The following is an 18,081-nucleotide window of genomic DNA, read 5'->3' on the forward strand; positions in this document are numbered from 1 at the left end:
GCATTCATGTCTGCCCAAAGCCAACCCGAAGTCCAGCCGCAAGGGCTGTCCCTGTCGCTGCAACCTATCAACGCCGGTGCCAGCCTGCGCGACCAGGCCTACGCGATGCTGCGCCAGGCCATCGCCGACGCCGACATCTACCAGTCACGGGAAGAGGTGCGACTCGACGAGCGCGTGCTGTCCGAAGCGCTGGGTGTGAGCCGCACGCCGATCCGCGAGGCCATGACGCTGCTGGAGCAGGAAGGATTCCTGCGTACGGTGCCGCGCCGGGGTATCTACATCACGCGCAAGACCAAGCGTGAAATCGTCGAGATGATCCAGGTCTGGGCCGCGCTGGAAAGCATGGCCGCGCGTCTGGCCACACAGAATGCCACCGACGAGGAAATCGGCAAGCTGCGCCATATGTTCGACAGCTTCCGCGACACCACGCCGGCCGAGCATATCGAGGAATATTCCGACGCCAATATCGTGTTTCACCAGGCGATCGTGCAGCTGTCGAAGTCGCAGATCATCATGGACCAGATTAAGAACATCTTTGTCCATGTGCGCGCGATTCGAAAGATGACGATTTCGCAGAGCGATCGCGCGGCGCGTTCCATTGTCGACCACCTGCGGATTATCGAAGCGCTGGAAAAGCGCGACACGGAACTGGCCGAACGACTGGTCCGCCAGCATTCGCTGGACCTGGCCGAGTACGTGGAAAAGAACTGCGACTTCCTGGACTGACGGCTAGCTCCGGCCATACGCTCCCCGTCGCCCAGTCCATGACGGGCGTGGGGGAGGGCAAGGCGATTCGCGTCGCGGTGCAATGCTGGATGCGCGCCGTCTTGCCTTTTCGGTCAGCACTGCACCAGTGCGGCGCTGTCTCAGAACGACTGCTAATTCAACGGGCCGAACGGTAGAGCGCTAATGGCGCTTGCGGCCACTCATCTCTTCATGTGATCCGCTGTCCGCGACTTGCACAGTTCTAGTCGCAGTGGTTCCAGCTCAGGTCGAGTCGTAATGGCTTCGGCGTAGCGCGCCGCGCTGAATGCCGTTCTCCCAAACCTCCAATTCCCTCCCGAAGTCCGAGCAATCGAACGGTTCCTGATCTCCCTGCGAGCCATCACTCCCGATACGCCAACCACACGGGAAAGTGATGCCTTTGGTCCAAAAAGACTGCGCAATTTCATAGCCGCGTAACCGCGCGGAGCACTCCTGGTCGGGCCTTCTACGCATTTGCTGCGACGCAATGTCGAAACTCCTTGGTTCCGGGGTTAAACCCTCTTGCATCTTCGTGATATACCACATACTGTATGTCAACAGAGCGATATTCATATCAGGAGACGCAGCATGGCCAAGACCTACGACCAAAGTCAGACCGGCAGCTCGGAGCAACGCAAAGCCCTGGACGGCATTCGCATCCTTGACATGACACACGTGCAGGCCGGCCCCTCGGCTACGCAGTTGATGGCCTGGATGGGTGCCGACGTGATCAAGGTCGAAATGCCGGGACGCGGTGACATCACACGCAGCCAGCTGCGTGACGTGCCGAACGCTGACAGCCTGTACTTCACCATGCTGAACAGCAACAAGCGCAGCCTGACGCTCAATATGAAGACGCCGGAAGGCAAGGCGCTGCTGGAAGACCTGATCCAGCAGAGCGATGTACTGATCGAGAACTTCGGGCCGGGCGTGCTGGCCCGCGCCGGATTCGATTGGGACCATATCCAGGACCTGAATCCGCGCATGATCTACGCGTCGATCAAGGGCTTCGGTCCCGGCCCGTACCAGGACTGCAAGGCTTATGAAAACGTGGCCCAGTGCATGGGCGGTTCCGCATCGACGACCGGTGAAGCCGCCGGCATGCCGCTGGTGACGGGCGCGCAGATTGGCGATTCGGGCACGGGCGTGCACTGCGTGGTCGGCATCCTGGCCGCGCTGCTGCAGCGCGAGCATTCGGGCCGCGGCCAGCGCGTGGAAGTGGCGATGCAGGACGCCGTGCTGAACCTGTGCCGCGTGAAGCTGCGCGATCAGCAGCGCCTGGATGCCGGCCCGCTGCGCGAGTACCCCAACGACCAGTTCGACGACCACGTGCCGCGCGCCGGCAATGCATCGGGCGGCGGCCAGCCTGGCGCCGCGCTGCGCTGCGCGCCGGGAGGTCCGAACGACTACGTCTACGTCATCATCCAGCCGCAGGGCTGGGAGCCGCTGATGCGCTTGTGCCGCCGCGAAGACCTCATCACCGATCCGGACTTCGCCACCCCTGAAATGCGTCTGAAAAAGCTCGCCGCCTGCTTCGGCATCATCGAGCAATGGACGCTGGGCCGCACCAAGTTCGAAGTGATGAATGCGCTCAACGAGGTCGATGTGCCGTGTGGCCCGATCCTGTCGATGAAGGACCTGATCGAGGACAAGTCGATGTACGAGCGCGGCTATCTGGTGGAGCTGGACCACCCGGCGCGCGGCAAATACGTGCAGCTCGGCTCGCCGATCACGCTGTCCGCCTCGCCAGTGGAGGTCGAGCGCTCGCCGTTGCTGGGGGAACACACCGACGAGATCCTCGAATGGCTGGGACGCTCGCCGGCACAGATTGCAGCGCTGCGTGTAGCAGGCGCGATCTGACCCGAGGCGCCGGCCACGACCGGCGCCTGTCTTCATGGCCCTGACACGGGGCCTCCAACTTTTGCTGAACGCGCAGGTGCGGCACGCTCGCACCTGCCGGAGGAGCTCTGTCGTGCAAACCTGGATTCGCTTCCGCCGTCCTGGCGGCGACACCGCTTATGGCCGCCTTGATAATGGCGATGCCGACCGAGTCATCGAATTCGATGGCCCTGGCTATAACGATCCCCGTCCCACGGGCAACACCTACAGCTACGCCTCGCTGGATCTGCTTGCCCCGTGCGAGCCGGGCAAGATCGTGGCGCTGTGGAACAACTTTCACGCCCTGGCGGCGCGGCTGGAGAAGGCGGTGCCTGTGCACCCGCTGTTCTTGCTGAAGCCGGCCAGTTCGCTGGCGGGCCCCGGCGACGCCATCCTGCGTCCGAGCGGGTACACCGGCAAGATCGCCTATGAAGGCGAACTCGGTATCGTCATTGGCCGTACATGCCGGAATGTGCCGCTGAGCGAGGCCGCCTCGCACATCTTCGGCTACACCATCGTCAATGACGTCACGGCGGGCGAGCTGCTCAACGCCGATCCAAACTTTCCGCAGTGGACGCGCGCCAAGGGTTCCGACACCTTCGGCTGCATCGGTCCGGCCATCGTCTCGGGCTTCGACTGGCGCAGCGCCAGCGTGGTGACGCGCCTGGACGGCGTCGAGCGCCAGAACTACCCGCTGTCTGACATCGTTTTTTCGCCCGAGGAGCAGGTCAGCCGCCTCTCGCAGGACATGACGTTGATGCCGGGCGACGTGATCGCCGTCGGCACCTCGATAGGGGTCGGGTCGATGAAGGAGGGTTCGGTGGTGGAGGTGTCGATCAACGGGATCGGCTCGCTGGTCAACCACATGCGCGGCTGACGCGCGGTACGTCAAATTACCGCTAAATGTCTGGTATGTAATATATCTATTGCCAGACTCGACAAGCGTGTTATCCGGGAAAACCCTTTAATTTAGTTCATTAAACGCGTAATTCCGAGAAATTGCTGCGCTGCATCGACGAAAGTTTATCGAATTTCTTGCTTGGCTTTGATATATCACATACCGTATTCACAAAAGATCGCTGCCCACGGCGAATCGTCAAGGAGGAGAGACATCGTGAAGTTCGAAGTAGCCAGGCGGCACGCGAGCAACCGCTGAAGACACCTTGAAGCAGAAGTTTTCCAATCCCCGTCAATTTGTATAGAAGGAAGCGACCATCATGGCAGAAGTCGGAAACGAGGTGCAGCGTCACGCCGCCGAAGAACAACAGGCGCAAACCGATGGTTTTCATCTGGTCATCGACGCGCTCAAGCTCAACGGCATCGAGAACATCTACGGCCTGCCCGGTATTCCGGTCACGGATCTGGCCCGCCTGGCGCAAGCCAACGGCATGCGCGTCATCAGCTTCCGCCATGAGCAGAATGCGGGCAACGCGGCAGCGATTGCCGGCTTTCTCACGCAGAAGCCGGGCGTTTGCCTGACCGTATCCGCGCCTGGCTTCCTGAACGGCCTGACGGCGCTGGCAAATGCCACCACCAACTGCTTTCCGATGATTCTGATCAGCGGCTCCAGCGAGCGCGAGATCGTCGATCTGCAGCAGGGTGACTACGAAGAGATGGACCAGCTGGCCATCGCCCGTCCGCACGCCAAGGCTGCCTTCCGCGTGCTGCACGCCGAAGACATCGGTGTCGGTATCGCGCGTGCCATCCGCGCCGCCGTGTCGGGGCGTCCGGGCGGTGTGTACCTGGACCTGCCGGCCAAGCTGCTGGGCCAGTCGCTGGAAGCCGAGAAGGGCCGCAAGTCGTTGATCAAGGTAGTGGACCCGGCCCCGCGCCAACTCCCCGCACCGGATTCGATCGATCGCGCCGTTGCGTTGCTGAAGAGCGCCAAGCGCCCGCTGATCCTGCTGGGCAAGGGTGCCGCGTACGCACGCGCCGATGCGGATATCCGCGCGCTGGTCGAAAAGACCGGCATTCCGTACCTGCCGATGTCGATGGCCAAGGGTCTGCTGCCCGATACGCACCCGCAATCGGCGTCGGCCGCGCGTTCGTACGTATTGGCGGAAGCCGATGTGGTGATGCTGGTCGGCGCGCGTCTGAACTGGCTGCTGTCGCACGGCAAGGGCAAGACGTGGGGCAAACCGAAGCAGTTCATCCAGATCGACATCTCGCCGACCGAGATGGACAGCAACGTGGCCATCGCCGCGCCGGTAGTGGGTGACATCGGTTCGTGTGTGTCGGCATTGCTCGGCAAGATCGGCAACGACTTTACGAAGCCGGGCGCCGATTGGCTGGGCGCGGTGGAAGAGCGCAAGGAAAAGAACCTGGCGAAGATGGCCGAGACCTTGTCCAAGGATGTGTCGCCGATGAACTTCCACAGCGCGCTGCGTGCGCTGAAGGACGTCGTCAAAGCCAATCCGGATATCTCGTTTGTCAACGAAGGCGCCAACACGCTGGACTACGCCCGTGCCGTGATCGACATGTACGAGCCGCGCAAGCGCCTGGACGTAGGCACCTGGGGCGTGATGGGTGTGGGCATGGGTTACGCGGTCGCCGCGGCGGTCGAAACCAACAAGCCGGTGCTGGCGCTGTGCGGTGACAGTGCGTTCGGTTTCTCCGGCATGGAGGTCGAAACGATCTGCCGCTACAACCTGCCGATCTGCGTTGTCATCTTCAACAACAACGGCGTCTACAAGGGTATTGATGTGAATCCGACCGGCGGCACGGACCCGGCGGTCACGATGTTCGTCCCAGGGGCGCGCTACGACAAGATGATGGAAGCGTTCGGCGGCGTTGGCCACAACGTCACCACACCGGCGGAACTCGAGGCCGCGGTGAGCGAAGCGTTGCGGTCGGGCAGGCCCACGCTGGTCAACGCCGTCATCGATCCGGCAGCCGGCACCGAAAGCGGTCGGCTGACCAATCTGAATCCGCAAAGCTCGGCCAAGAAGTAATCCACCCGAATTTCACCCCTCTATTCCATCAGGAGAGCGACAGTGAACCTCCCACTCAACGGCATCAAGATCATCGACTTTACGCACGTACAGGCCGGCCCCGCCTGCACGCAGCTCCTCGCATGGTTCGGCGCCGACGTCATCAAGGTGGAGCGCCCCGGCTCCGGCGACGTCACCCGCACGCAGCTGCGTGACCAGCCCGATGCCGACGCGCTGTACTTCACGATGCTGAACAGCAACAAGCGCTCGCTGACGCTGGACACCAAGAAGCCGGAAGGCAAGAAGATCCTGGAACAGCTGATCCGCGAATCGGATGTGCTGGTCGAGAACTTCGGCCCGGGCGCGTTGGATCGCATGGGTTTCTCGTGGGCCCGCATCAATGAACTGAACCCGATGATGATCGTGGCATCGGTCAAGGGCTTCAGCGACGGCCACCACTACGAAGACCTGAAGGTCTACGAAAACGTGGCGCAGTGCGCCGGCGGTGCCGCGTCGACCACCGGTTTCTGGGATGGTCCCCCGACCGTGTCGGCCGCCGCCCTGGGCGATTCGAACACCGGCATGCACCTGGCCATCGGCATCCTGACCGCGATCATCGGCCGCCAGCAGACCGGCAAGGGCCAGAAGGTGGCCGTGTCGATGCAGGACGCCGTGCTGAACCTGTGCCGCGTGAAGCTGCGCGACCAGCAGCGCCTGGACGCCCTGGGCTATCTGGAAGAGTATCCCCAGTACCCGCACGGCGAGTTCTCCGATGTGGTGCCGCGCGGTGGCAATGCCGGCGGTGGCGGCCAGCCGGGCTGGGTGCTGAAGTGCAAGGGCTGGGAGACCGATCCGAACGCGTATATCTACTTCACCATCCAGGGCCACGCCTGGGAGCCGATCTGCAAGGCGCTGGGCAAGGAAGAATGGATCACCGATCCGAACTACAACACGCCCAAGGCCCGTCAGCCGCACATCTTCGATATCTTCAATACCATCGAAGCCTGGCTGTCCGACAAGACCAAGTACGAAGCGGTGGATATCCTGCGCAAGTTCGATATTCCCTGCTCGCCGGTACTGTCGATGAAGGAAATCGCGGCCGATGAATCGCTGCGCAAGAGCGGCTCGATCGTGGAAGTCCCGCACAAGGTACGCGGCACCTACCTGACCGTGGGCAGCCCGATCAAGTTCTCGGACATGAAGCCCGAAATCACCGGTTCGCCGCTGCTGGGCGAGCACAGTGAGCAAGTGCTGGCCGGCCTCGGCTACGACGCCGCGGAGATCGCGCGTCTGCGTGAGTCGCAGGTGATTTGAGCAGGACGCCAGCACTCCCAGTGTCCCCAAGGTGACAGTGGGCCAAACCTGGAGCGCCGCGGAATGCGTGGAGTGAGCCGTACCACGCGCCCCGGCGCTTCATCATTTGGACGCCAACCCGAGGGACCGGCATGGCCGACAGAGCCAAGACGACAGCCCGGACTTCGGGCGGAAAGTTGAGTCAACCCATTCCCCAGGAAAGACCATGCAGGCTGCGATCGACTATGAACAGCTGGTGTCGGCCATCGGCGACGCCGTCATCATCTCCGGCGCCGATGGCGCTATCACGTTGTGGAACCCGGCCGCGGAGTACATGTTCGGCTACACCCAGGAAGAGGCCCTGGGCAAGTCGCTGGATCTGATTATTCCGGAGCGACTGCGTGCGCGGCACTGGGAGGGCTACGACAAGACCATGACAACGGGCAAGACCCGCTACGGTCATGACTTGCTCAAGGTGCCGGCGGTCAACAAGAACGGCGATGCGATGTCGATCGCTTTCACCGTGGCGCTGATGCACGGTAGCGGCGGTGAAATCACCGGCATCGTGGCGGTGATCCGCGACGAGACCGTGCGCTTTCAGGAAGAACGGGCGCTGCGCAAGCGCATCGTGGAGCTGGAAGCCAAGGCGGGCGCTACCGTCAACGCCGGCTGACGCTCCGATCCGGCAAGCGCTGCGCGCCATCGCATTGCCACCCGTTCCTGGCCCATGCCTTACTGCGGTGGGTCCAGGAAGGCTCTCGCGCCAGCGCTTTGGTTTCGTGCGCGCGGCGCGCGCCGATGCCTACTTCATTGCCGCTGACATGGTCGCACCAAGCTCCGCTGGCGAAGCGGCCACATGGATACCGGCTTCGCGCATGGCGTCGATCTTTGCTTCCGCCGTGCCCGTATCGCCCAGGATGATCGCGCCGGCATGACCCATGCGGCGTCCCGGCGGCGCCGTGGTACCCGCGATAAAGCCCACCACGGGTTTGCGCGTGCGCGTATCGCGCAGAAACTGGGCTGCTTCTTCCTCCGCCGATCCGCCGATCTCGCCGATCATGATGATGCCTTCGGTCTTGTCGTCGGCCAGGAACATCTCCAGACAGTCGATGAAGCTGGTGCCGTTCACCGGATCGCCACCAATGCCGATGCAGGTCGATTGCCCCAGTCCGGCCGCCGTGGTCTGCGCCACGGCCTCATAAGTCAACGTACCCGAGCGCGATACCACGCCGATCTTGCCTGGTGTATGGATGTGGTCCGGCATGATGCCGATCTTGCATTGCCCCGGCGTGATTACGCCAGGGCAATTCGGGCCAACCAGGCGGCTGCCGGAGCCTGACAGCGCACGCTTGACGCGCACCATGTCCATTACGGGAATGCCTTCGGTGATGCAGACAATCAGCGCAATGCCGGCATCAACCGCTTCCAGGATGGCGTCTGCGGCAAACGGCGGCGGCACGTAGATGACCGATGCATCGGCACCGGTTGCATCGGCCGCGGCAGCCACGGTATCGAACACCGGCAGGCCCAGGTGCGATGCACCGCCCTTGCCGGGCGTGACGCCGCCCACCATCTTCGTGCCATAGGCCAGTGCCTGTTCCGAATGGAACGTGCCCTGTGCGCCGGTAAAGCCCTGGCAGATCACGCGTGTGTTCCGGTCGATCAGGACAGCCATGTCACTTGCCTCCTTTTTTACGCGTGGCGCGCACGGCGGCCACCACTTTTTCGGCTGCATCGGCAAGATCGTTGGCGGATGCGATCGGCATGCCTGAATCGCGCAGGATCTGCCTGCCCAGGTCGACGTTCGTACCTTCCAGTCGCACTACCAGCGGCAAGGTCAGGTCGACTTCGCGCGCGGCTGCCACCACGCCTTCGGCGATCATGTCGCAGCGTACGATGCCGCCGAAGATATTCACCAGGATGCCTTCGACCTTGGGGTCGGCCAGGATCAGCCTGAAGGCGGCCGCGACACGCTCGCTGGTGGCGCCGCCTCCCACGTCGAGGAAGTTGGCCGGCTCGCCGCCATAAAGCTTGATGATGTCCGTGGTGGCCATCGCCAGGCCCGCACCATTCACCAGGCAGCCGATGTTGCCGTCCAGGCGCACATAGTTCATGGCGTGCCGCGCGGCCTCGGTCTCTGCGGGATCTTCCTCGCTCTCGTCGCGCATGGCTTCGATTTCAGGGTGGCGGAAGAGGGCGTTGTCGTCGAAATTGAACTTGGCGTCGAGCGCCATCACGTCGCCGCTGCCGGTGACCACCAGCGGATTGATCTCGACAATCGATGCGTCGAGTTCGGTGAATGCCCGATAGGCCGAGAGGATGAAGCGCGTGGCCGCGCCCATCTGCTTGCCCGATAACCCCATGCCATATGCCAGCCGCCGGGCATGAAACGGCTGGATGCCGCTGGCCGGATCGATCGCCACCTTCAGGATCTTCTCGGGCGCACGTGCCGCGATCTCCTCGATCTCCATGCCGCCTTCGGTGGACGCCATGATCGTGATGCGCGACGTGCTGCGGTCGATCACGATGCCCAGGTAGAGCTCGCGCGCGATGTCGCAGCCTTTCTCGATATATAGGCGCCGCACCGCCCGGCCAGCCGGCCCGGTCTGCCTGGTGACCAGGGTCTTGCCCAGCATCTGCGCGGCGCTGGCGTGGACATCCTCGATCGACTTCACCACGCGCACGCCGCCGTTGCCCGAGTCGTCGCCAGCGAATCGGCCCGCGCCACGACCACCCGCATGGATCTGCGACTTCACCACCCAGACCGGGCCGCCCAGCTTGCGGGCGGCGTGGGCAGCCTCGTCCGGAGTGAAGGCCACGCAGCCGTGCGGTACGGGCATGTCATAGCGCCTCAGCAATTCCTTGGCCTGATATTCGTGAATGTTCACGTGTCTCCTCGCGTGCAATGCACCGGGTGGCGCAGGTCGTGGCCTGCCTGTTTAATTTTCGAATCGTAAAATACGGTATGTAATATATCAATAGGATAAGCGGAAAGGCACGAATATCACCTCGCACGGAAGGAGGGGGTACCGCGCTGATAAGCCCATCGCATCAATAGAGCAGAATTGATGGCAAAGCCGTCTATATAGCGGGCTAATTCCGGTATCACCTTGGGATTTGTTGCTGTGCGGAATGGAAAGTCGAAGCTGCGGCTGAATTATTTCTTGTCGTGTTGTGATATATCACATACCGTGTTCTGGAGGATCGATGCCTCACCATGCAAGGCCGGTCGCACTCGACATTGCCTTCACGAGAATACTCAAGGAGACAACGGCATGAACAACAAGGCTCTGGAAGGGGTCCGCATTCTGGACATGACCCACGTGCAGGCCGGCCCGTCGGCCACTCAGCTGATGGCCTGGCTGGGTGCGGATGTGATCAAGGTGGAGTTGCCCGGGCGTGGCGACATCACGCGCAGCCAACTGCGCGATGTGCCGAACGCGGACAGCCTCTATTTCACGATGCTGAACTCGAACAAGCGCAGCCTGACCCTCAATATGAAAACGCCCGAGGGCAAGGCCGTGCTGGAAGATCTGGTGCGGCAGTGCGACGTGCTGGTCGAGAACTTCGGCCCCGGCGTGCTGGACCGCGCCGGCTTTGACTGGGACCGCCTGCAGACGCTGAACCCACGCCTGATCTATGCATCGATCAAGGGCTTTGGCCCCGGCCCGTACGTTGACTGCAAGGCGTATGAGAACGTGGCCCAGTGCATGGGCGGATCGGCCAGCACCACGGGCACCGACGATGGCGTGCCGACCGTGACCGGCGCGCAGATCGGCGACTCGGGTACCGGCGTGCACTGCGTGGTCGGCATCCTCGCCGCGCTGCTCCATCGTGCCAAGACCGATCGTGGCCAGCGCGTGGAAGTTGCCATGCAGGATTCGGTGCTGAACCTGTGCCGAGTCAAGCTGCGCGACCAGCAGCGATTGGCGGCGGGGCCGCTCAAGGAATATCCGAACGAGGAATTCGGCGACTACGTGCCGCGTGCCGGCAACGCGTCGGGCGGCGGTCAGCCGGGTGCCGCGCTGCGTTGCTCGCCGGGCGGCGCGAATGACTACGTGTACGTGATCATCCAGCCGCAGGGCTGGGAGCCACTGATGCGCCTGTGCGGCCGGGAGGACCTGATCACGCATCCGAACTTCGCCACGCCGGAAGCGCGCCTGAAGATCCTGGGCGAGTGCTTCGGCGTCGTCGAGAAGTGGACCAAGACGAAGACCAAGTTCGAAGTGATGGCCGCCCTGAACGAGGTGGATGTGCCGTGCGGCCCGATTCTGTCGATGAAGGACCTGATCGAGGATGGCTCGCTGTACGAGCGCGGCTACCTGGTCGAACTCGACCATCCGCAGCGCGGCAAATACGTGCAGCTGGGTTGCCCGATCACGCTGTCCGAATCGCCCGTGGAAGTTGAGCGCTCGCCGCTGCTCGGTGAGCACACCGACGAAGTGCTCGCGTGGCTGGGCCGCACGCCGGCACAGATTGCCGCGCTGAAGGCGGCCGGAGCGGTCTAGCGCCTGCCCCGCATTTCCTGAATTCCGTAGCAGTCCGCATGCCGCCTGCGTCGCACAGACGCGGGGCGGCTGCCCCTTTGCACGCCTCAGATTGGCGAAATCTAGCCTGAACAGTTGGAGACATGACATGGCACACGACAAGGATGCGGTACGAAAGATCCTGGCGACCGTCAGGGAAGAAGGGCGCGATGCACTGACCGCCCCCGAGGGCAAACTGGTTTGCGACGCCTATGGCATCGCGGTGCCCGGAGAGGGTGTGGCCAAGTCGCCCACCGGCGCCGTCGAGCTGGCCACCAGCATGGGATTTCCGGTGGTGCTCAAGATCGTCTCGCCCGATATCCTGCACAAGACCGAAGCCGGCGGCGTGCTGGTCGGCCTGAAGTCTGCGGCCGACGTGGAGCAGGGCTACGTGACGATCATCGAAAACGCCAGGAAGTACAAGGCCGACGCCAATATCGTCGGCGTGCAGGTGCAGCAGATGATTGCGGGCGGCCAGGAAGTGATCATCGGCGCCGTGACCGATCCGTCGTTCGGCAAGCTCGTGGCATTTGGCCTGGGCGGCGTGTTGGTCGAGGTGCTCAAGGACGTGACCTTCCGCATGGCGCCGGCCAGCTATGACGATGCCGTGTCGATGCTCGACGGCATTGCCGCCGCCGAGGTGCTCAAGGGCGTGCGCGGTGCCGCGCCGGCCAACCGCGAGGCGCTGGCGACCATGATCCAGCGCGTGTCGGAACTGGTCGACGACTTCCCCGAAATCTCCGAACTGGATCTGAACCCGGTGTTCGCCAGTGCGAATGGGGCGATTGCCGCCGACGTACGTATCGTGGTTGATCACTCGCCGCAACCGGAGAAGTATCGTCCGAGCCAGGAAGAGATCGTCCGCCAGATGAACCGGATCATGGAGCCCGATACGGTGGCGGTGATCGGTGCATCGGCCGAGGACGGAAAGATCGGCAACTCGGTGATGAAGAACCTGATCAACGGCGGCTACCAGGGCAAGATCTGCCCGATCCATCCCAAGGCAGAGGAAATCATGGGCATGCCGGCGTACAAGAGCGTGCTCGATGTGCCGGGCAACGTCGACGTGGCCGTGTTCGCCATCCCCGCCAAGTTCGTTGCGCAGGCGCTGGAAGAGGTCGGCAAGAAGGGCATTCCGGGTGCCGTGCTGATTCCGTCGGGGTTTGCCGAAACCGGCAACGTCGAAGGTCAGGAAGAGATCGTGGCCATCGCGCGCAAGCACAACATCCGCCTGATGGGCCCCAACATCTACGGGTTCTATTACACGCCGAAGAACCTTTGCGCCACGTTCTGCACGCCGTACGACGTGAAGGGCAAGGCGGCGCTGTCTTCGCAGTCGGGCGGCATTGGCATGGCCATCATCGGCTTCTCGCGTTCGGCCAAGATGGGTGTGTCGGCCATCGTGGGCCTGGGCAACAAATCGGATATCGATGAAGACGATCTGCTGACGTTCTTCGAGCAGGACGACAACACCGAGATCATCGCCCAACACTGCGAAGATCTGAAGGATGGCCGTTCGTTCGCCGAAGTCGCGCGCCGCGTTTCAAGGAAGAAGCCGGTGGTGGTGCTCAAGGCGGGCCGCACCAGCCTGGGCGCGCGTGCCGCCAGCTCCCACACGGGCGCGCTGGCCGGCAACGACAAGATCTACGAGGACGTGTTCAAGCAGGCTGGCGTGATTCGCGCCCGTTCGCTGCGCGACCTGCTCGAATTCGCGCGCGGCATTCCCAAGCTGCCGACGCCGACGGGTGAGAACGTGGTGATTATCACCGGCGCTGGCGGTTCGGGCGTGCTGCTGTCGGATGCGTGCGTGGACAATGGCCTGTCCCTGATGACGATGCCGGAAGACCTGGACGCTGCGTTCCGCAAGTTCATTCCGCCGTTCGGGGCCGCGGGCAACCCGGTGGACATCACCGGTGGCGAGCCGCCGTCGACCTACAAGAACACGATCAAGCTGGGCCTGGAAGATCCGCGCATCCACGCGATCATTCTTGGGTACTGGCACACGATCATCACGCCGCCGATGACATTCGCCAAGCTGGTGATCGAGGTCAAGGAGGAAATGAAGGCGCGGGGCATCGAGAAACCGATCGTGGCGTCGCTGGCGGGTGATGTGCAGGTGGAGGAAGCGGCCGAATACCTGTACGAGCACGGCGTGCCCGCCTATGCCTACTCGACCGAAATTCCGGTGGCGGTGCTGGGGGCGAAGTACAAGTGGGCGCGTGGGGCTGGCAAGATCTGACGCTGGCAGACCAAAACGGCGATGGCCCCGCGTGGAGCGGGGCCATCGATGCTGCAATTCGCTGCCGCAGACATTGCCGCGGCCCGGAAACCGGCGTCAGTTGGCGCCTGCGCCAGTCATCGCACGCAGGTATTCGTTCTTCTTGTCGAAGATCAGCTGGCTAAGGAACGGCGCTTCGTACGCGTTGAGCAGGTGGGCGTGGTACTGCTCGATATAGCGCGTGACGCGCGTCTTCTCGCATTCGATGCCGCACAGCCATTCGAACATCGGCGTGTCCCAGCGGAAGCGCAGGCCGAGTTCGGTGAACGCGGCATTGTAGGCGGCCAGCTGGACCTCACGATCAAGGTGGCGCATCTCGCTGACGGCCGTCGACATTGCAACGGTGGCGGGCGCGTCGGATTGGAGGTGGTTCATGATCGTCTCCTGTGGTTGCACACGTCGACAGCGTGTGATGTGTGCAGCTTAGGTTCGACGAACGATTTACGATAATTAAAGTTTTATCGCAAAACCATAAGTTATTGCTTATGTATGAGATGACTTCGAGCGATGGGGGCGAATCAGGCCTTCCACACCGGTGATCTGCTGGATCAGCGTGTGGCCTTCTTCCATCAGGAACTGCTTGAATGCGAGCGCCACAGGAGGCAGCCGCTTGTTCTTCCGATGGACCACGTACCAGTTCAGCATCACCGGAAAGCCTTCGATATCGAGTACGGCGAGCTTGCCCGTCTGCAGTTCAAGCCCGACCGTATGCGCGGACAGGAAGGCGATGCCCATGTTGGCGATGACGGCCTGCTTGATCGTTTCCGTACTCTTGATCTCCATCGCGATGCGCAGGTTCGAGAGACGGCCTGCAAAGCCTTCCTGCATCGAGTTCCAGGTATCGGAACCTTTTTCGCGCGACACGAACGCTTCCTCGGCCAGGCCCGCCAGCGGAATATGGCGCTGGCCCACGAGCGGATGATTCGGCGCGGCGACGATGACGTACGGGTGGGGCGCGAAGGGTTCGGCGATGGTGTCCATCCCTTCGGGCGGGCGTACCATCACGGCCAGGTCGGTCAGGTTGCCTGCAAGCTGATGCAGCAGTTCCTCGCGGTTGTGCACTGCAAGATTGAGGGTGACCGAATTATGCCGGTTCATGAATTCAGCAAGCAGGCGTGGAAAGAAATAGTCACCTGCACTGATGACCGCCACGTTCAGACGCCCCCCGGAAATACCCTTAAGCTGCGCCATTGCGTCTTCCGCTTCACGGAATTGCTGAATGATGCTGCGACTGTAATGGAGCATTTCCGTACCGGCCGGCGTCAGGTAGATGCGCTTGCCGAGTTGCTCGAAAAGGGGCAGCCCCACATGCTGCTCCAGCTGCCGAACCTGTGTGGAAACAGCGGGTTGCGTGAGATGCAGCTCCTCCGCCGCGCGTGAAAAGCTGAGGTGGCGGGCCACCGTTTCGAACACTTTCAACTGGCGCAGCGTGGCGTTCTTCATTGCACGATATCCTGCAATCTATAAATGATTGTTAATGATCATAATAAAAAACTTTATGTTGTGGTGATCTAAGTTTGAAGTAGCATCAATCCACGAATACACGTGCCGCAATGTCAGGCGCGCTCATTCAGTAGTGAAAGTCGGGCGTCCCCCCAGGCCAGCCCACAACTCGCGCCGTAGAGCGCGAAAGACACTAATGCAAGGAGACACGACATGGCGCACATCGATGCGAAGGGCCCCGCCGTGGGCAATTCCAATGGCGGACTGCTCCGCAACCGCTGGTTCCAGCTATTCATCGGTGTACTTTGTATGGGCCTCGTGGCGAACCTCCAGTATGGCTGGACGCTGTTCGTTACGCCCATGAACGCAAAGCATCATTGGGGCGACTCTGCAATCCAGGTCGCCTTTTCCATTTTTATCGTCACTGAAACCTGGCTCGTGCCGCTGGAAGGCTGGTTCGTCGACAAGTTTGGCCCACGCCCCGTGGTGGCCGTTGGTGCGATCTGTGCCGGATTGGCATGGGTCATGAATTCCTATGCCACGTCGTTGCCGATGCTCTATGCGGCGGCGGTGATCGCCGGCATTGGTGCGGGCGGCGTCTATGGCACGTGCGTGGGTAATGCGCTGAAGTGGTTCCCGGACAAGCGCGGCCTGGCCGCCGGCCTGACGGCCGCTGGTTTCGGCGCGGGATCGGCACTGACCGTGATTCCAATTGCCAACATGATCCAGAAGTCGGGCTATGAGCATGCGTTCTTCACCTTCGGCATCTTGCAGGGCGTGTTGATCTTTGCGATGGCCTTGCTGCTCGTGAAACCGCAGCCGCCCAAGAACGTGACGGCCAACAAGGCCATCCTGACCAATCCGGTGGAATTCACGCCGGGCCAGATGGTGCGCACGCCGGTGTTCTGGGTGATCTATATCTCGTTCGTGGCGGTGGCTGCGGGCGGCATCATGGCCACCGCGCAGCTCGGCCCCATCGCCAAGGATTTCGGCTTCGCCTCGATGCCGATGACGATGCTTGGCGTGACCCTGCCGCTGCTGACGATGACGCTGTCGATCGACAACCTTTGCAACGGCTTGACGCGTCCGCTGTGCGGCTTTATCTCGGATCGTATCGGCCGTGAGAACACGATGTTCGTGATCTTCATCGGCGAAGGACTGTCGCTGATCGGGCTGCTGGAGCTTGGCCACGATCCGTACTGGTTCATGCTCTTCGCGGCGCTGACGTTCCTGTTCTGGGGCGAGATCTTCTCGATCTTCCCGGCGCTGTGTGCCGATACCTTCGGCAGCAAATTCGCGGCCGCCAACGCAGGCACGCTGTACACCGCAAAGGGCACGGCCGCGCTGCTGGTGCCGCTGGCTTCGGTGCTTTCCCATACGGGCGGCTGGAACCTGGTGTTCGCGGTGGCGGCGGTGATGACCGTGGCCGCGGGGCTGTCAGCCAAGTTCGTATTGCAGCCGATGCGCCGGCGGTTCATCACGGGCCATGCGGAGGCCAGGCCGGTCAGCGACAGCGGTACCTATATGGCAGGTTTCTCAACTGGCAAAGGTGAATAGCCCGCGCCGATAACAACAGCAGTCTCAGCAAGGAAGGAGCGGCACCATGAATGTTTCGCTTCCTCAGTTGAAGGCCTTTGCCGCGGTGGCGCGCCAGAAGAGTTTTACGCGCGCCGCGGCGGAGCTGGGTCTTACGCAATCGGCGATCAGCCGTAGCGTGCGCGAGCTGGAAGAAGAAATCGATCAACGGCTGTTCGACCGCACCACGCGCCAGGTGGAACTGACCGATGCCGGTGAAATGCTGTCGCAGCGTATCTGCCATCTGATCGAAGAAGTCGAGCAGACGCTGCGCGACAGCCACGGCACCAGCAAGCCCAGCCAGGGCACGGTGCAGATCGCAACGGACCCGGTGCTGTCGTCGATGTCGGTGCCGATGTGGCTGGCCGGCTGCCGCAAGGCATGGCCAGGCATCGGCATCACCTTGCGCGATCGCTCGCACGACTGCGTCTTGCAGAGCGTGCGCAGCGGCGAGGTGGATTTCGGTATTGCAAGCAACCCCGCGCCGTGCGACGACCTCTACTGCGAACCGCTCTGTGTGGACCCGCTGCAAGCGGTGCTGCCTGCAGATCATCCACTGGCAGCGCGTGAATCACTGGGCTGGGGCGAACTTGCCGATGCATCGGTTCTGGCGCTCGATCAGAATTCGGGCGTTCAGCCCGCGGTGGAGCGCGCGTTGTCCACGTATCACGTCAGGCCCGGCTCGCTGCAATTGCTCGGGCATTTCGCAGCCATCTTCGGCATGGTGGCGATGGGGCTGGGCATTGGCGTGGTGCCGTCACGTGCGCAGGCCAGCGGCATGGCTCCCGCTGCTGTCCTGCGACCGTTGCGGCCCCAGGTCACGTCCAACGTGATGCTGGTCCGGCGCAAGGCGCGGTCGCTGAAGCCCAACGCCGCGGCTGTGTGGGACAACCTTCGCGCCCAGGAATACGACCAGGGCTTGCTGAAGAAGGTGGGGTAGGGCGATGAATTGGATTCACGTGCCGCGCTGCGACACCTTTTTTTTGGGCCGCATCCTGCACGTAGAGCACCTGAATCCCACCTGACATCGGTCTATTCACCGCATTCTGAGACTAACAACGCACCCCACGGGGTGCGTTGTTGTTTTTAGAGCGATTCGTCTTTAGATATATCACATACCAAATATTTACAGACCTCGCAGTGCAGCATATAATGAATCCACCTTGATCCTTACGACTTAGGAGTTTTCATGAACGCCACGCTGCTTACCATTCTTGCCCTCGGTGTCCTTTCGCTGGGTGTTACCGTTACCTACGTCCTGGCCACCATCCTGCCGATGGGCCTGTTGACCACCGCTCAGGAGCACGGTCGCTTTGCTGGCCTCGGTTCTTCCGACGAATCCACCGGCATTGGTAGCTCGGCATCGGATATGGTTCTCCAACCGCGCTTCATGCACGCCTGATTTTGTAGTTGG

General features: G+C 62.2%; 15 protein-coding genes. 11 read left to right on the forward strand and 4 right to left on the reverse strand.

Annotation, left to right across the window (positions count from 1 at the left end):
* Positions 1 to 6 precede the first annotated feature (6 nt).
* From AC3FLX_RS08185 to AC3FLX_RS08210, 6 genes are all read left to right on the forward strand, one after another.
* Positions 7 to 726, forward strand: coding sequence for a GntR family transcriptional regulator (locus AC3FLX_RS08185; protein ID WP_488695455.1), 720 nt, complete (start codon positions 7 to 9; stop codon positions 724 to 726).
* A 606-nt stretch (positions 727 to 1,332) separates the two neighbouring features.
* Positions 1,333 to 2,604, forward strand: a complete 1,272-nt coding sequence (frc, locus tag AC3FLX_RS08190; protein ID WP_488695456.1) for a formyl-CoA transferase — start codon at positions 1,333 to 1,335, stop codon at positions 2,602 to 2,604.
* A gap of 112 nt (positions 2,605 to 2,716) precedes the next feature.
* Entirely contained in the window at positions 2,717 to 3,499 is a 783-nt protein-coding gene (locus tag AC3FLX_RS08195) for a fumarylacetoacetate hydrolase family protein (RefSeq protein WP_488695457.1), read from the forward strand.
* Positions 3,500 to 3,839: 340 nt separating this feature from the next.
* On the forward strand, positions 3,840 to 5,573 hold the full coding sequence (gene oxc / locus AC3FLX_RS08200; protein WP_488695459.1) for an oxalyl-CoA decarboxylase: 1,734 nt from the start codon (positions 3,840 to 3,842) through the stop codon (positions 5,571 to 5,573).
* Positions 5,574 to 5,615: 42 nt separating this feature from the next.
* Positions 5,616 to 6,866 (forward strand): formyl-CoA transferase, encoded by a 1,251-nt coding sequence (gene frc / locus AC3FLX_RS08205; RefSeq protein WP_488695460.1) that lies wholly within the window; start codon positions 5,616 to 5,618, stop codon positions 6,864 to 6,866.
* A gap of 205 nt (positions 6,867 to 7,071) precedes the next feature.
* The gene (locus AC3FLX_RS08210) at positions 7,072 to 7,518 is read left to right on the forward strand and encodes a PAS domain-containing protein (RefSeq protein ID WP_488695461.1); all 447 of its coding nucleotides are present in this window, start codon (positions 7,072 to 7,074) and stop codon (positions 7,516 to 7,518) included.
* A 129-nt stretch (positions 7,519 to 7,647) separates the two neighbouring features.
* Here AC3FLX_RS08210 and sucD read toward each other — a convergent pair whose 3' ends face one another.
* Together sucD and sucC are read right to left on the reverse strand one after the other, a co-directional pair.
* Positions 7,648 to 8,520, reverse strand: a complete 873-nt coding sequence (gene sucD, locus AC3FLX_RS08215; RefSeq protein WP_488695463.1) for a succinate--CoA ligase subunit alpha — start codon at positions 8,518 to 8,520, stop codon at positions 7,648 to 7,650.
* 1 nt (position 8,521) lies between these two features.
* Positions 8,522 to 9,733, reverse strand: coding sequence for an ADP-forming succinate--CoA ligase subunit beta (gene sucC / locus AC3FLX_RS08220; RefSeq protein WP_488695465.1), 1,212 nt, complete (start codon positions 9,731 to 9,733; stop codon positions 8,522 to 8,524).
* Positions 9,734 to 10,120: 387 nt separating this feature from the next.
* On the opposite strand from sucC, the gene frc (AC3FLX_RS08225) reads away from it, so the two are divergent.
* Together frc (AC3FLX_RS08225) and AC3FLX_RS08230 are read left to right on the forward strand one after the other, a co-directional pair.
* Positions 10,121 to 11,353 (forward strand): formyl-CoA transferase, encoded by a 1,233-nt coding sequence (gene frc / locus AC3FLX_RS08225; protein ID WP_488695467.1) that lies wholly within the window; start codon positions 10,121 to 10,123, stop codon positions 11,351 to 11,353.
* Between the two features lie 127 nt (positions 11,354 to 11,480).
* A complete protein-coding gene (locus AC3FLX_RS08230) occupies positions 11,481 to 13,610 on the forward strand; it encodes an acetate--CoA ligase family protein (protein ID WP_488695469.1) in 2,130 nt (709 codons plus the stop codon).
* 96 nt (positions 13,611 to 13,706) lie between these two features.
* Here the strand turns inward: AC3FLX_RS08230 and AC3FLX_RS08235 are convergent, their stop codons facing one another.
* The gene (locus AC3FLX_RS08235; protein WP_488695470.1) at positions 13,707 to 14,024 is read right to left on the reverse strand and encodes a LysR family transcriptional regulator; all 318 of its coding nucleotides are present in this window, start codon (positions 14,022 to 14,024) and stop codon (positions 13,707 to 13,709) included.
* Between the two features lie 108 nt (positions 14,025 to 14,132).
* On the reverse strand, positions 14,133 to 15,092 hold the full coding sequence (locus tag AC3FLX_RS08240; protein ID WP_488695472.1) for a LysR family transcriptional regulator: 960 nt from the start codon (positions 15,090 to 15,092) through the stop codon (positions 14,133 to 14,135).
* Between the two features lie 213 nt (positions 15,093 to 15,305).
* On the opposite strand from AC3FLX_RS08240, the gene oxlT reads away from it, so the two are divergent.
* The 3 genes from oxlT (at position 15,306) to AC3FLX_RS08255 (ending at position 18,069) form a co-directional block, all read left to right on the forward strand.
* Entirely contained in the window at positions 15,306 to 16,649 is a 1,344-nt protein-coding gene (gene oxlT, locus AC3FLX_RS08245) for an oxalate/formate MFS antiporter (RefSeq protein ID WP_488695474.1), read from the forward strand.
* A 46-nt stretch (positions 16,650 to 16,695) separates the two neighbouring features.
* Positions 16,696 to 17,607, forward strand: coding sequence for a LysR family transcriptional regulator (locus tag AC3FLX_RS08250; RefSeq protein ID WP_488695476.1), 912 nt, complete (start codon positions 16,696 to 16,698; stop codon positions 17,605 to 17,607).
* Between the two features lie 249 nt (positions 17,608 to 17,856).
* Positions 17,857 to 18,069, forward strand: coding sequence for a hypothetical protein (locus tag AC3FLX_RS08255; RefSeq protein WP_488695478.1), 213 nt, complete (start codon positions 17,857 to 17,859; stop codon positions 18,067 to 18,069).
* Positions 18,070 to 18,081 lie beyond the last annotated feature (12 nt).

Source organism: Cupriavidus sp. 291-E7 (assembly GCF_057798835.1).

What these genes read in the sequence shown, in the direction of transcription:
- AC3FLX_RS08185 (WP_488695455.1), top strand. Translation starts at nt 7, where the DNA reads ATGTCTGCCCAAAGCCAACCCGAAGTCCAGCCGCAAGGGCTGTCCCTG.
- frc (WP_488695456.1), top strand. Translation starts at nt 1,333, where the DNA reads ATGGCCAAGACCTACGACCAAAGTCAGACCGGCAGCTCGGAGCAACGC.
- oxc (WP_488695459.1), top strand. Translation starts at nt 3,840, where the DNA reads ATGGCAGAAGTCGGAAACGAGGTGCAGCGTCACGCCGCCGAAGAACAA.
- AC3FLX_RS08210 (WP_488695461.1), top strand. Translation starts at nt 7,072, where the DNA reads ATGCAGGCTGCGATCGACTATGAACAGCTGGTGTCGGCCATCGGCGAC.
- sucD (WP_488695463.1), bottom strand. Translation starts at nt 8,520, where the DNA reads ATGGCTGTCCTGATCGACCGGAACACACGCGTGATCTGCCAGGGCTTT.
- frc (WP_488695467.1), top strand. Translation starts at nt 10,121, where the DNA reads ATGAACAACAAGGCTCTGGAAGGGGTCCGCATTCTGGACATGACCCAC.
- AC3FLX_RS08230 (WP_488695469.1), top strand. Translation starts at nt 11,481, where the DNA reads ATGGCACACGACAAGGATGCGGTACGAAAGATCCTGGCGACCGTCAGG.
- AC3FLX_RS08235 (WP_488695470.1), bottom strand. Translation starts at nt 14,024, where the DNA reads ATGAACCACCTCCAATCCGACGCGCCCGCCACCGTTGCAATGTCGACG.
- AC3FLX_RS08240 (WP_488695472.1), bottom strand. Translation starts at nt 15,092, where the DNA reads ATGAAGAACGCCACGCTGCGCCAGTTGAAAGTGTTCGAAACGGTGGCC.
- oxlT (WP_488695474.1), top strand. Translation starts at nt 15,306, where the DNA reads ATGGCGCACATCGATGCGAAGGGCCCCGCCGTGGGCAATTCCAATGGC.
- AC3FLX_RS08250 (WP_488695476.1), top strand. Translation starts at nt 16,696, where the DNA reads ATGAATGTTTCGCTTCCTCAGTTGAAGGCCTTTGCCGCGGTGGCGCGC.
- AC3FLX_RS08255 (WP_488695478.1), top strand. Translation starts at nt 17,857, where the DNA reads ATGAACGCCACGCTGCTTACCATTCTTGCCCTCGGTGTCCTTTCGCTG.